This is a genomic window from Achromobacter sp. PD1, assembly GCF_048541815.1.
Taxonomy (GTDB): domain Bacteria; phylum Pseudomonadota; class Gammaproteobacteria; order Burkholderiales; family Burkholderiaceae_B; genus Achromobacter; species Achromobacter bronchisepticus_A.
On sequence record NZ_CP183349.1, the window covers coordinates 3,380,960 to 3,393,935 of the forward strand.

Annotated in this window: 15 protein-coding genes; 6 read left to right on the forward strand and 9 right to left on the reverse strand. The window is 67.2% G+C overall.

The genetic code is table 11. The annotated features are described in order from the left end of the window. Positions 1 to 18: 18 nt before the first annotated feature. On the reverse strand, positions 19 to 1,176 hold the full coding sequence (locus ACM1PE_RS16000; RefSeq protein WP_118932694.1) for a DSD1 family PLP-dependent enzyme: 1,158 nt from the start codon (positions 1,174 to 1,176) through the stop codon (positions 19 to 21). A 98-nt stretch (positions 1,177 to 1,274) separates the two neighbouring features. On the opposite strand from ACM1PE_RS16000, the gene ACM1PE_RS16005 reads away from it, so the two are divergent. Then, positions 1,275 to 2,180: a LysR family transcriptional regulator gene (locus tag ACM1PE_RS16005; RefSeq protein ID WP_419343770.1), complete on the forward strand. Its 906-nt coding sequence runs from the start codon at positions 1,275 to 1,277 to the stop codon at positions 2,178 to 2,180. Here the strand turns inward: ACM1PE_RS16005 and ACM1PE_RS16010 are convergent. Both ACM1PE_RS16010 and ACM1PE_RS16015 read right to left on the reverse strand, forming a co-directional pair. After that, a complete protein-coding gene (locus ACM1PE_RS16010; RefSeq protein ID WP_059373586.1) occupies positions 2,177 to 2,575 on the reverse strand; it encodes a RidA family protein in 399 nt (132 codons plus the stop codon). The two genes, ACM1PE_RS16005 and ACM1PE_RS16010, sit on opposite strands and share 4 nt — an antisense overlap. 62 nt (positions 2,576 to 2,637) lie before the next feature. Continuing rightward, complete coding sequence (locus ACM1PE_RS16015; protein ID WP_118932695.1) at positions 2,638 to 3,828, reverse strand: MFS transporter; 1,191 nt, start codon at positions 3,826 to 3,828, stop codon at positions 2,638 to 2,640. Positions 3,829 to 3,921: 93 nt separating this feature from the next. On the opposite strand from ACM1PE_RS16015, the gene ACM1PE_RS16020 reads away from it, so the two are divergent. From ACM1PE_RS16020 to ACM1PE_RS16035, 4 genes are all read left to right on the forward strand, one after another. After that, positions 3,922 to 4,506, forward strand: coding sequence for a TetR/AcrR family transcriptional regulator (locus ACM1PE_RS16020; protein ID WP_118932696.1), 585 nt, complete (start codon positions 3,922 to 3,924; stop codon positions 4,504 to 4,506). Positions 4,507 to 4,623: 117 nt separating this feature from the next. Next, positions 4,624 to 6,066 carry an MFS transporter gene (locus ACM1PE_RS16025; RefSeq protein WP_419343771.1) on the forward strand — a complete coding sequence of 481 codons (1,443 nt, stop codon included), beginning with the start codon at positions 4,624 to 4,626 and terminating at the stop codon, positions 6,064 to 6,066. 94 nt (positions 6,067 to 6,160) lie between these two features. After that, the gene (locus tag ACM1PE_RS16030) at positions 6,161 to 6,469 is read left to right on the forward strand and encodes a hypothetical protein (protein ID WP_059373681.1); all 309 of its coding nucleotides are present in this window, start codon (positions 6,161 to 6,163) and stop codon (positions 6,467 to 6,469) included. A gap of 57 nt (positions 6,470 to 6,526) precedes the next feature. Then, positions 6,527 to 7,015, forward strand: a complete 489-nt coding sequence (locus ACM1PE_RS16035) for a shikimate kinase (protein WP_419343772.1) — start codon at positions 6,527 to 6,529, stop codon at positions 7,013 to 7,015. Between the two features lies 1 nt (position 7,016). On the opposite strand, the gene ACM1PE_RS16040 is transcribed toward ACM1PE_RS16035, so the two are convergent. Further along, complete coding sequence (locus ACM1PE_RS16040) at positions 7,017 to 8,666, reverse strand: intermembrane transport protein PqiB (RefSeq protein WP_059373598.1); 1,650 nt, start codon at positions 8,664 to 8,666, stop codon at positions 7,017 to 7,019. Positions 8,667 to 8,842: 176 nt separating this feature from the next. Here ACM1PE_RS16040 and ACM1PE_RS16045 point away from each other — a divergent pair, with 176 nt between their 5' ends. After that, complete coding sequence (locus tag ACM1PE_RS16045; RefSeq protein WP_118932699.1) at positions 8,843 to 9,328, forward strand: GNAT family N-acetyltransferase; 486 nt, start codon at positions 8,843 to 8,845, stop codon at positions 9,326 to 9,328. 24 nt (positions 9,329 to 9,352) lie between these two features. Here ACM1PE_RS16045 and ACM1PE_RS16050 read toward each other — a convergent pair whose 3' ends face one another. From ACM1PE_RS16050 to aqpZ, 5 genes are all read right to left on the reverse strand, one after another. Next, positions 9,353 to 9,661: a hypothetical protein gene (locus ACM1PE_RS16050; RefSeq protein ID WP_059373603.1), complete on the reverse strand. Its 309-nt coding sequence runs from the start codon at positions 9,659 to 9,661 to the stop codon at positions 9,353 to 9,355. A gap of 66 nt (positions 9,662 to 9,727) precedes the next feature. Next, positions 9,728 to 10,585, reverse strand: a complete 858-nt coding sequence (kdsA, locus tag ACM1PE_RS16055; RefSeq protein WP_118932700.1) for a 3-deoxy-8-phosphooctulonate synthase — start codon at positions 10,583 to 10,585, stop codon at positions 9,728 to 9,730. A gap of 93 nt (positions 10,586 to 10,678) precedes the next feature. Next, positions 10,679 to 11,242, reverse strand: a complete 564-nt coding sequence (locus tag ACM1PE_RS16060; protein ID WP_419343773.1) for a cytochrome b — start codon at positions 11,240 to 11,242, stop codon at positions 10,679 to 10,681. A gap of 77 nt (positions 11,243 to 11,319) precedes the next feature. After that, a complete protein-coding gene (locus tag ACM1PE_RS16065) occupies positions 11,320 to 12,009 on the reverse strand; it encodes an MgtC/SapB family protein (RefSeq protein WP_059373609.1) in 690 nt (229 codons plus the stop codon). Positions 12,010 to 12,060: 51 nt separating this feature from the next. After that, the gene (aqpZ, locus tag ACM1PE_RS16070) at positions 12,061 to 12,774 is read right to left on the reverse strand and encodes an aquaporin Z (protein ID WP_054456051.1); all 714 of its coding nucleotides are present in this window, start codon (positions 12,772 to 12,774) and stop codon (positions 12,061 to 12,063) included. Between the last annotated feature and the right edge of the window lie 202 nt (positions 12,775 to 12,976).

Below are 12,976 nucleotides of genomic sequence, written 5' to 3' on the forward strand. Positions count from 1 at the left end.
CTCCTCGTGAAAGGCGGCTTACCAGCCGCGAAAGCGTTCCCAATGCGCCACTACGCCGGACGAATCCGGACGCACGACCTCGTAGGCATCGTGCTGGGCGCAGGTGGCGCAGGCGTGATTGGGCACGATGCGCAGCTTCGCTCCCAGCGGCAGATCGGGCAGGGCCGCGCCGCTGCCTGGACGCACCTTGATGATGCCCTGCTCCTGGTTGGTCTCGGCCAGCAGCAGGTCGGGATAGACCGTGCCGTTCGCATCGCACACCAGGCCGTACAGTTGATCAACCCGCTGTTTGGCGGTACCCCGGTCGCGCGACATGGCCATCCATCCGGCATCCACCAGGATCCAGCCCTTGTCGGGCTGATGGCCGATCACGGTCGTCAACACCGTGGCGGCGATGTCATCGACCGAACACACGCCCAGCCCGGCCATCACCAGATCGAAGAACACATAAACGCCCGCGCGGACTTCGGTCACGCCGTCGAGCTTGCGGGCAAAATGCGCGGTGGGGGTGGATCCCACGCTGACCACCGGACATGGCAGCCCTGCCTGGCGGATCGCCTCGGCGCAACTCACGGCCGCCACGCGCTCCTGCTCCGCCATGTCGGCAATGGCGTCGACGCTATCGCAGCCGTACGACTCGCCGGCGTGCGTCATGACGCCGCGCAGGCATGCGCCGTCCTCATGCAGGACGCGCGCAATCGCCAGCAACTGGGCCGTGTTGCCCGGCTGCACCCCGGCACGATGGCCGTCGCAGTCGATCTCGATCAGCGCCGGAATGGCGTCGCCCGCCTCCCGCGCCCGCTGGGCGACGGCGCGCGCCGCTTCCAGGCTGTCCACCACCACGGTGAGGTCCACGCCGCGGCGGCGCAGCGCCAGCACGCGGTCCAGCTTTGCCGGCGACACGCCCACGGCGTACAGCAGGTCGGTGACGCCGGCGGCGGCGAACTGTTCGGCCTCCTGCAGCGTGGACACGGCGGCCGGGCCCTGGGGTGTGGACATGAGCCGGCGCGCCACGTCGATCGATTTGGGCGTCTTCAGGTGCGGACGCAGCTGCACCCCGTGCCCGGCCATCAGCGCGTTCAGACGCTCGATGTTGCGCATCATGCGCGTCTCATCGAGCAGCAGGCATGGGGTATCCAGGGTTTCGAGGGAAGAAGGCGTGGCGTTCTGGTTCATGGCGCTCTCGGCAGGGCGTATCGGAATGACTGAAGTATGGCGCGGCGGCGGTTCCGCGTGTTTAATCTGGACTTAATCATCCATTAATCCGTGCCTGCATGATTACGACCGAAGACCTGCGTTTTTTCCTGACCCTGGCAGTCACCCGCTCGCTGGCAGAAGCGGCGCGCGCGCTGGATGTCACGCCGCCCGCCGTTACCCAAAGGCTGCACACGCTGGAAAAACGGCTGGGCGTCAGGCTGGTCAACCGCTCCGGACGCGGCACCGCGCTGACCGACGAAGGCAGGCTGCTGGCGTTGCGGGCGGAACAGATCTGCGGCGAACTGGGCGACCTGGCCGACGAACTGGCGGGCCGCCGGGGCGTGGTGGCAGGCCATCTGCGCGTGGTCGCGCCGCTGGGATTCGGGCAGCGCTACATCGCCGGGCTGGTCGCGGAGTTCCGCGGCCAGAGCGCGGACGTGACCGCCAGCCTGACGCTGTCCGACGGGCCGCCGCGGCTGGCTTCCGACGACTGGGATGTAATGGTGCATATCGGCGAACTGCGCGATTCGACGCTGGTCGCCTACCCGCTGGCGCCCAACCGCCGGATCCTGTGCGCGGCGCCCTCCTACCTGGCGCGCCGCGGCGCCCCTGTCAAGCCCGAGGATCTGCGCGGACACGACTGCATCGCGCTGCGCGAGAACGATGAAGACGTGACCTTGTGGCGCTTCAAGCATGGGCGCGGCCCGGCCGTTGGGGTGCGCGTGGCGCCGGTGCTGTCCAGCAATGCGGGGGAAACTGCCGTGGAGTGGGCCCTGGCCGGGCACGGCATCATCGTGCGCTCGGAGTGGGATGTGGCGGCGCATCTGCAGGCGCGCGCGCTGGTGCCGCTGCTGCCCGGCTGGATCCTGCCGTCGGCCGACGTGGTGGCCCTGGTCAAATCGCGCCAGGAGCTGCCCGCGCGGACGGCGGGCTTCCTGGCGCATTTGCGCACCGCCTTTGCAACGGCGCCCTGGCGCGGCTAGTCCAGCATGGCCTCGGCCTCGATCTCGATCAGCCATTCCGGCAATGACAGGCCGCTGACGATGATCCACGACGAGGGCGGGGGATCCTTCTTGAAACGGTCGCGCAGCGCCTGCGCGATCACTTCCTGGTCCTCCCTGGCCGTTTCGCAGATGTAGATGCGCAGCATGATCACCTGCTCCAAGGTGCCGCCGGCCGCAGCCAGCACGCGCTCGACATTGTCCAGCGCGGCTTCGGTCTGCTCCTGCAGGCCCGGCCCCGCCGTACGCTCGTTGATGTCGACCCCGACCTGGCCGGACAGCAGCATGCGGCGCTGCCCGGTGACGATGACGGCCTGGCTGAATCCGTATTGGACGGTATTGAACACGGTGTCGGGATTGACGACGGTTCTGGACATGCGGTTCTCCTTGCGGCGCGCCTGAGCAGGCGCCGGACTCCCCATTCTATCGGCCGGCCGGGTCAGGCGTCGGCGCGACCGGCCGCGGCACTGCGTCCCACCGGTATGGCGGCCAGCAACACGATCGCGCCCGCCCCCACCGCCGTCCAGAATCCCGCACCCACGCCGTGGTGGTCGACCACCCAGCCCGCCAGCGCCGCGCCCGCCGCGACGCCAGCCCCCAGGCCGGTCACCAGCCAGGTCAGCCCTTCCGTCAGGCGATGGCCAGGCACGCTGCTTTCCACCAGCGCCATCGCGATGATCATGGTCGGAGCGAACGACAGGCCGGCCAGCAGCACGCCCAGCACCAGGGTAAGCAGATCGTTCACCAGCAGCAGCGGAACCGTGGTGAACGCCGTGACCGCCGCCGCGACCACCAGCAGGCGGGCCAGCGGCATCTGGAACTTCAGTACGCCAAACACCAGACCGGCCACGCAGGAGCCCAGGGCATAGGCGGACAGCACCAGGCTGGCTCCGGCCGGCATGCCTTGCTGCCGGGCAAAGGCGACGCTCAGGACGTCGATGGTGCCGACGATGACGCCCATGGCGGCCATCATCGCCAGCAGGGAGGGCATCGGCGGCATGCGCAACACCGAGGCCTGACGCCCTTCCTGCTTGAACCGCACGGCGGGCGCCGTGGCCCGCTGCAGCACGAAGGCGGTGACGCCCACCGCGAGCAGCAGCGCCGCGAACAGCGGACCGGCCTGCGGAAAGAACAGCGCGCTCAGCCCCACGGCCAGCGGCGGGCCTACGATGAAGCTCAGCTCGTCGGCTACGGACTCCAGCGCGTAGGCGGTGCGCAACTGCGGCTGGTCCCTGAAGATCTCGGTCCAGCGCGCGCGTATCATCGCCGGCATGCTGGGCAAGGCGCCCGCCAGCGCGGCAAAGAAAAACAGGGTCCACTCGGGCGCATTCCATTGCACGCAGACTGCCAGGCCGACCAGCCCCGCGACGCACAGGCCCGCGGCCACGGGCAGCACCCTGCCCTGGCCATGGCGGTCCACCAGGCGGGAAATCCGCGGCGCCAGCAAGGCCGTGGCCAGCGCAAACGTGGCCGCGACGGCGCCTGCCAGTGCATAGGACCCACGCACCTCGGACAACATGGTGATGATGCCGATGCCGATCATCGGCAATGGCAGGCGGGCGATGGCGCCGGCCAGGACAAAACCCAATGCGCCGGGCGCCTGGAACAACTCGCGATACGGATTCGACACCGGAAGCCTTTGATTGCTGTGGACAGCGGCATCGTATTCACATACGATGCGTATGTCAATTTACATACACGTCGTATGTCTTTGGAGAGGAGCATGACGCGTTCCCGCGCCGAGATGATCGAAGCCACCCGCGCGAAACTGCTGGCCACGGCCCGGCAAGCCTTCCGTGAAGCCGGCTATGCGGCCACGTCCATGGACGATTTCACCGCGGCGGCAGGACTGACGCGGGGCGCCCTGTACCACCACTTCGGCGACAAGAAAGGCCTGCTCGCCGCAGTGGTCGAACAGATTGACGGCGAAATGGACCAACGCCTGGCCGCGATCGCCGCGCAGGCGCCCGATGCCTGGGCCGCCTTGCATGGGCGCTGCCGCGCCTATCTGGAGATGGCGGCCGAACCCGAGATCCGGCGCATCGTGCTGCAAGATGCACGGGCCGTGCTGGGCGCGGTGACGGACGGTTCGCAGCAACACTGCATTGCTTCGCTCGCCGCGCTATTGCAGACGATGATGGATCAGGATCTCATCGAAGCCGCCGCGCCGCAGGCGCTGGCGCGGCTGATCAACGGCAGCCTGGTCGAAAGCGCCTTCTGGATCGCGCAGGACGCCGGGGACGGCCCGCGCCTGGCGCAGGCCTTGCAGGCGCTGGACCTGCTGCTGCGCGGATTGCTCAAGCACTGATTGCCGCCGCGGCAAGGGCCGCAACGCTCGCACACAGCGTTTGCGGTTGCGCGCCGGCATGCGTATTATCCAATGCAAATCTTGTTTAAATAATTTCTCTCGAAGGCGGAAGACCGCGTGAGCACCGGTACAACCCATGTTTCAAGCGCGTCCTGGGCAGATCTGCTGCACGGGACCAATGCCCTGCGTTCCATCGCGCTGGCAGGCGGGGTGGCGCTGCACGCCATCAACGTCTACATCGTCACCACCATTCTGCCCAGCGTCATCAAGGACATCGGCGGACTGGAGTACTACGCCTGGAACACCACGCTGTTCGTCGTGACCTCCATCGTCGGGTCGGCGCTGTCGGCCAGGCTGATCGAAACGCTGGGGCCGCGCGCGGCCTACCTGATTGCCGTCGCGGTGTTCACCACCGGTTCCGTGGTGTGCGCGCTGGCGCCGAGCATGCCTGCGCTGCTGGCCGGACGCAGCATCCAGGGCCTGGGCGGCGGCATCCTGTTTGCGCTCAGCTATGCCCTGATCCGCCTGGTCTTCGAGGCGCCGCTCTGGTCGCGCGCAATGGCCCTGGTGTCCGGCATGTGGGGCGTCGCCACCTTGTGCGGCCCCGCCATCGGCGGGGTCTTCGCCCAGACCGGACACTGGCGGCTGGCGTTCTGGGCCTTGCTGCCCGTGGCCGCCGCCCTGGCGGCGATCGTGGCCCTCAAGGTCGGCGGCAAGGAATCGGTTCCGCCCTCCCGCCCGAGTCCGCTGCCCGTGACCACGCTGGGCCTGCTGGTGGCCAGCGTGCTGGCAATCACGCTGGCCAGCCTGTCGACCGACCTGCGCTGGAATCTGGCGGGCATTGCCGCCGGACTGGCCATCGCCGCGCTGATCGCGGCGGTGGACCAGCGCGCCGCGAAGCGGCTGCTGCCCACCGGCGCCTACTCGATCGCCACGCCGCTGGGCGCGCTGTACGCGGTGATGTGCCTGGTGGTGGCCGCCATCACCACCGAAATCTTCGTGCCGTATTTCCTGCAGGTCATCCATGGCATGACGCCGCTGGCGGCCGGCTACATGACCGCGGCCATGGCGGCGGGCTGGACCCTGGCCGCCATGCCCAGCGCCACCCGCAGCGGCCCGGCCGCGAATTTCCTGGTGCGCCTGAGCCCCATGGTGATCCTGGCCGCGCTGGCCGCCCTGGCCTATATGACGCCGCGCACGACGCAACTGCAGTCCTATCCGGGGTTGGCGCTCTATGTGCTGGCATTGGCCGGCGTGGGCTTCGGCATCGGCCTGAGCTGGCCGCACCTGCTGACACGCATCTTCACCGCTGCGCCTGCCGGCGAAGAAACCTTGACCTCGTCGTCCATCACCACGGTGCAGCTCTATGCAACGGCCTTGACGGCGGCGCTGGCTGGCGTCATCACCAACAGCGCGGGCCTGGCGGACCCCGGCGGCGTCGCGGGCGCGCAGCATGCCGCGCAATGGCTGTTCGCCGCATTCGCGCTGGCGCCAGCCGGCGCCCTGCTGCTGCTCGGGCGGATCACCCGCGGCCACGCGCAGGACGCCATCCAGAAATAGCAGCCAGCCGGGCCGGTCCGTACCCACCAAAGGCGGTATGGATGGCCCGGGCCGCTTTTGCTACGCTGGACTCTATCTGCAAGGGGTCCTGGCAATGATCAACAGAATCCGCGTGCTGACCGTCCAGCCGTCGTCGTTCTCGGCGCGTTTCGCGTTCCTGGGCATCGCCCTGCGCTGGACTCTGGGCGCAACGCCCCGCCCGAGCCGGTTGCTGATCGGGCCGCACGACCTCGAACCGGTGGGCTCCGAGGCAGCCTTCTGGCAATTCGCCTTGCGCCATGCCGCAACCGGCCGGTCCTTCCTGGTGACGCGCGGCGACCGCTGGGACCTGGCGGCGTCCGTGGACGGCGACGAAGTGAGGGCTTTCGGCCGCAAGTTCGCTTTGCGACAATGCCTGTTCTAATTGGGCCGGTGCGGACGCCTTGCGCGCCGGCCTGCCCTGAAAGGAACAGCCATATCAATGCCTGACACCACCGTCATCCATATCAACGGCCCGATCAACAGCGGCAAGTCCACGGTCGGAGCGGCCTTGGCCGCCCTGTTGCCCGCTGCGCGCTTCATCGACGGCGATGATCACGACGCCCCCAGCCATCTGCCATACACCGAGCAGTGGGCGCTGGCGCTGGCCCGCCTCACTAGGCTGATCGCCCAGGCGCAGGAGCGCTATCTGGTCATCGCCTACCCCTTGGAGCAGGATAGCTACGAGCAAATCCTGGCGGCGTGCCGACAACGCGGCGCGCGCTTGCGCGTAGTGACCCTGGCCCCCACGCTCGCGGCCGCCCAATCGGACAGGGGCGGCCGCGTCTTGACGGATTGGGAGCGGCAGCGCATCGCGCAGATGTACCTCGAAGGCTATGCCGCGCGTCCCTTCAGCGACCTGGTGCTGGACACCTCGGCCACGGACGCGCAAGCCAGCGCCTGCCTGATTGCGCAATGGCTCGCGCGCTAGCCTAGCGCGCCGGCTGGCGCTGGTATTGGGCATCCGGCGCGCGGCCGCGCAGCAACGACTCCGGATGCGCTTGCAGATAGTCCGACAGTTCCCGCAGCGAGCGGGCCGCCCGCGACAATTCCTGCAAGACCGCATTGGCATTGACCGGCAGGCCGGCGTCGGGGCTCAGCACCCCGCCTACAGCGGCCAAGGACTTGCTGGCCTGGCGCAGCATGGCTTGCGCCTCGGGCGCCAGGCGCGTATCCAGCCGCTTCATCAGGCTGGAAGTGGCGCGCAGCAATTGGCCCAGATCGGCGCCCAAGCCTTCGAACGGCACCCTGTCGAGCTTGGTAAGGATGCTGTTGATCTGCTGCTGCAACTGATCCAGGTTGTTCGGCACGGTGGGAATGAACGGTTCTTCCTCCATCGTGAACGCCACCGGCTTGGCGTCCGGGAACACCGCCAAGGCGACGTACAGCTGGCCCGTCAGCAGGTTGCCGATGCGCAGCTGCGCGCGCAAGCCGTGCTGGATCAACGCGGCCAGCAGCTTGCCGTTGGGATGCTGCAGCGTCGAACCCGAGTATTCCTTGATTTCCTCGACCGTCTGCGCGCCCAGGCGCTCGGGATAGACGGTGGCTCCGACCAGCGCGTAGAACTGCTTGATCGCCGGGTCGAACTCCAGGCGGATCGAGTCCACCTGGCCGATGGCCGCGCCATACGCGTCGATGGGCGCGCCGACCACCAGCCCCCGGACCGACTGGTCAAAACGCATGCGGATGTGCAGCGGCATGCCATCCGGTTGCGCGCGGGCCGCACCTTCCGACGGGAAGATGGTGAACTCGGCATCGGCCTTGGCCACCACGTGCGCGTGCTGCTCGATGGTGTCGAATGCGACGCCCCCCACGATCACGGACAGCAGCGACTGCGAACGCACCTGCAGGCCGCGCGCATCGACGCTGAAATCCACGCCGCTGGCGTTCCAGAAGCGCGTGGCGCTATTGACGTATTCGTCATTGGGCGCGTCGATGAACACCTGCACGTTGACGCCCTCGCCGCTGCTGTCCAGGTGGTAAGCCACCACCTGCCCCACGGCAATGCGCCGGAAGTAGACGGGTGAGCCTATGTCCAGCGAGCCCAGGTCGCGGGCCTTGAGGGTGTAGCGCTTGCCGGCCCGGTCCTGCTGCACCTCGGGCGGCGTTTCCAGGCCGACGAAGCTGTACTTGGTGGCGCGGCTTTCTCCTTCCTGGCGGAACCGGTCGGAGGGGTCCACGCCGATGTAGGCGCCGGAGAACAGGGTGCTCAGGCCCGACACGCCGCTCAGGGTCAGCCTGGGCCGCACCACCCAGAACATCGTCCCTTCCTGCAGCAGGCTGCCGGCGTCCTTGTTGATGCGCACGGTCGCAACAATGCCCGACCGGTCCGAGTTCAGGGCCACGCGCTCGACCACGCCGACCACGACGTCCTTGTAGCGGACCTGGGTCTTGCCGGCCTCCAGCCCTTCAGCGGTCTGGAAGCTGATGGTGGCGGTGGGGCCGGCCTGCATCCAGACGCGCACTACCAGCGCCAGTCCGCCCACGGCTGCGATGAGAGGCACCAGCCAGATCCAGGACAGGCGACGCCTTTTACGGCTTGCGGCAGGCGTGCTGGCAACGGCGGACCCAGGTTCAGGCATGGGAGATGTCCCCTGTTGTACGCATTGGACTCGAGGGCAGAACGCTTTCAAGAATCGCGCCCGCACGACCAGCGCGCAAGTAAGGGTATTCCCGAAACGGACGCGCCGGGCAGAAATGCGCGCCGCCCGATTCACGAGTAGGATAAGGCCCCCAAAAGCAGCAACAGGAAGTACCCGTGACCATCGAAATCCGTCCCGCCGTCGCCTCGGACGCGGCCCAGATCCATGCCTTCATCACCGAGCTGGCCGTGTACGAACGCGCCGCCCATGAAGTGATCGCCAGCCCCCAGGATGTCGAGCGCACCCTGTTCGCCGAGAACGCGCCGGCCAAGGCCCTGATGTGCCTGCTGGACGGCAAGCCCATCGGCTACGCCGTCTACTTCTACAGCTACTCGACCTGGCTGGGCAAGAACGGGATCTATCTGGAAGACCTGTACGTCACGCCGGAGCAGCGCGGCATCGGCGCGGGCCGCGACCTGTTGCGCCATCTGGCGCAAGAGGCGGTGGCCAACGGCTGCGGCCGGCTGGAATGGAGCGTGCTGGACTGGAACACGCCCGCCATCGATTTCTACAAGTCGATCGGCGCGTTGCCGCAGGATGAATGGGTGCGCTACCGGATGGCCGGAGACGCCCTGCTCAATTTCGCGCAGGGCCGGCGCTAGGCGCCGCCAGCCGGCCTGGCCGGATCAGAATTCCGGCAGATCGAAAAGCGTGTAAAGGGTCGAGCTGGGAACCGGCGCGGACGCGAGGTGTTCGCGTCCGTCGTCATCCACCAGCACGCGCACCGGCCGCAGCGCCACGCTCATGCCATCCTGGCTGATGGCGGTTTCGACTTCCACGCCGTCCTTGATGGCCTCGATGACCTCGGATGCCGCCGCCGTCACCGGCTCGGTGACCCAGCCGGGGATGCCGCGTTCGGCCTGGCCCCAACGCACATAGGCCACGTGCCCGCTGACGGGTTCCTTTCGGACGGCGACGATCACATACAAAGACATCCAGGCCTCCCCAATGGTTGGCCCGGATCGTATAACAACTTTGCGCAGCCGTTATGACCGCGGGATTCAGGGTTCGATGTCGATAGGGGCAAAGGACTTCACCAGGTCGTCCAGCATCTTCAACTGGGTCAGGAAGGGCTCCAGCTTGTCCAGCGGCAAGGCGCTGGGACCGTCGCACTTCGCGTTCTTGGGATCGGGGTGAGCTTCCAGGAACAGGCCGGCCAACCCCACGGCCATGCCCGCGCGCGCCAGTTCGGCCACCTGCTCGCGGCGGCCGCCTGATGCCGCATCCAGCGCCGAGCGCTGCTGCAAGGCATGCGTGACGTCGAAAATGAGCGGCCTGTTGCCGGACACTTTCTTCATCACGCCAAACCCTAGCATGTCTACAACGAGATTGTCATAGCCGAAGCAGGTGCCGCGGTCGCACAGGATGAGCTTGTCGTTGCCCGCCTCGGTGAACTTCTCGACGATGTTCAGCATCTGCGTCGGGCTGAGGAACTGCGGCTTCTTGATGTTGATGATGCGCTGCGTCTTGGCCAGCGCCACCACCAGGTCCGTTTGCCGCGCCAGGAAGGCCGGCAGCTGCAGGATGTCGACGACCTCGGCCACGGCCGCGGCCTGCCAGGGCTCATGCACGTCGGTGATGACGGGCACGCCGAATTCCTTCTTGACCGCCTCGAAGATCTTCATGCCCTCTTCCAGGCCCGGGCCGCGATAGGAATGGATGGACGAGCGGTTGGCCTTGTCGAAGGAGGCCTTGAAGACGTACGGGATGCCCAGCTTGCGGGTGACGCGCTGGTATTCCTCGCAGGCGCGCAGCGCCAGTTCCTTCGATTCCAGCACGTTGATGCCGCCGAACAGCACGAAGGGGCGATCGTTCGCGCAGCTGATCGAGGAGGAGATAAACACTTCAGGGGCGGTCATGATGGGTACATCCTGTGGAAGTAAGGCAGTGATAGTGCGTAATGTACAACCTGCCCGGCCCGGCTTTCACTACCCGCCCTTGCCGCGCGCTCCTCAGCGGCTGGAGAGCATGCGGCGCAGCACGCCATCGCGCAGGACATAGTGGTGGAACAACCCGGCCAAGGCATGCAGCAGCGCCAGCGCGATGATGCACCAGGCCACGGTATCGTGCAGTCCGCCAATGAAGCGGCGCTGCTCGTGGTCGATGGCGATCAACGTGGGCACGTCGAACAGGCCGAAGAAAGCAAACGGCTCGCCCTGCGCCCAACGGAAAAGAAAACCCAGCACGATCTGCGTCGCCATCAACAGGTACAGCAATCCGTGTACGCCCGTACTAGCCACGCGCAGCCAGCCCGTGGCGGCCGGCGACAGGCGCCTGCCCGCCGTGAGGCGCCAGATGGCGCGCAGCACGAACACGGCGGCAAACACCAGGCCGAACGATATATGCAGGTGCTGCAGCAAACGTCGCGTCGGCGTGCCGCGCGGCAGGAAGTCCCAGATCTCGGCCAGCGCGAACAGGCCCACCACCAGCGCCGCCATCAGCCAATGGAACGCGATGGTGACGCGGTCATAGCGCGCAAGGCCGGTGGACGCGGCGGGGGTAATCGTTGTGGTCACGGAATACGCTCATCTTCCTGGAATGGGAGTGCAAGCGTATTGAGATCGGACTTACGGCATCCTGATTCCGGCCGGCCTCAGGCGTTGCCGGTGTCGGAGGTCCATCTGGCCGAGTAGGTCTGCGGCAACAGGCTGAGGCTGCCCACCAGTTGTTCCACCCGCTCGTCTTCCTGGCGCATGGAATAAACCACCGCCGTCACCTCGGAGCGGCCACCGTCGCGCTGCTGGCTTTCCACGCCGCGCAGGCGCAGGCTGTGCTTGCCCAAGGCATTCAGCAATTCCGCCCGCACCATGGCTTCGTCCGTGGAGGCGCAGGTCAAGGCGATGTTGTAGTAGCGCTCTTCGGTTTCCGCGTCGGGCACGTAGCGGTCCATCAGCCTGGCGCCGCGCCGCAGCAGCACATTGGTGACCAGGATCAGCGCCGTGACCGCGCTGGCTTCGGCCAGGAAGCCATAGCCGGCAAGCACCCCTACGGCGCCGGTAGCCCAGATGGTGGCGGCCGCGCTCAGGCCGCGTATGGTCAGGCCGTCGCGCATGATCAGGCCCGCGCCCAGGAAGCCGATGCCGGTCACGACCTGGCTGCCCAGGCGCATGTCGTTGCCAGCGTCCAGCAGCGCGGGCAAGGCGGTATAGGCGGCCGCGCCCAGCGAGACCAGCGCGTGCGTGACCACGCCGGCATAGTTCTGCCGCCATTGGCGCTCGGCGCCGATGGCGGCGCCGAGCAGCATGGCCAGCACAAGATTGATGGCTATTGAAAATTCGTTCATGGGACCAGGATCAGAGACTTGGCCCCATTATCGCCCGGCGCAACGCCTGGCCTAGCTACGCTCCTGGGCGGGATCGCTGACCAGCCGGTAGGCGATGGCGCCGACGATCGCCCCGACGATGGGCGCGACCCAGAACAGCCACAGCTGCTCCAACGCCCAGCCGCCCACGAACAGCGCGGGGCCGGTGGAACGGGCCGGATTGACCGAGGTGTTCGTCACCGGAATGCTGATCAGGTGGATGAGCGTCAACGCCAGTCCGATGGGAATCGCCGCGAAGCCGGCCGGCGCGCGCTTGCTGGTCGCCCCCAGGATCACGAAGATGAAGCCCGCCGTCAGCACGACTTCCGTCACCAGGGCCGACACCATCGAGTACTTGCCCGGCGAATAGGCGCCGTAGCCGTTGGCCGCGAAATGGCTGCCCTTCAGGTCGAAACCCAGTTTGCCGCTGGCGATGCAGGCCAGCACCGCCGCGGCAACGATCGCGCCCAGGACCTGGGCAATGACGTAAGGCAGGATTTCCTTGGCCGGAAAACGGCCGCCCGCCACCAGGCCCACCGTGACGGCCGGGTTGAAATGCCCGCCGGAAATATGGCCGACCGCGAACGCCATCGTCAGCACGGTCAGGCCGAAGGCCAGCGCCACGCCAGCAAAACCGATGCCTAGTTCCGGGAAACCGGCGGCCAGCACCGCGGCGCCGCAGCCCCCCAAAACCAGCCAGAACGTGCCAAAGAACTCAGCGCCGCAACGCTTAGAAAGCGGATACATGTCGACTCCCCGAAAAACGAAAATGCCACGGTATCGCGGGGCGGCAACGACGACTTTAAAGCAATGCAAATCTTGACAATTCTTGAACGCAGCCGGACGCGGCCCCCCTGCCGCAACCACGGTAACGGCGTCCGATGGACTCGGGGATCGTCCGGACCGGCTAGACGGAAAGGCGCACGCCGCACGGGCACGGACGATGCAG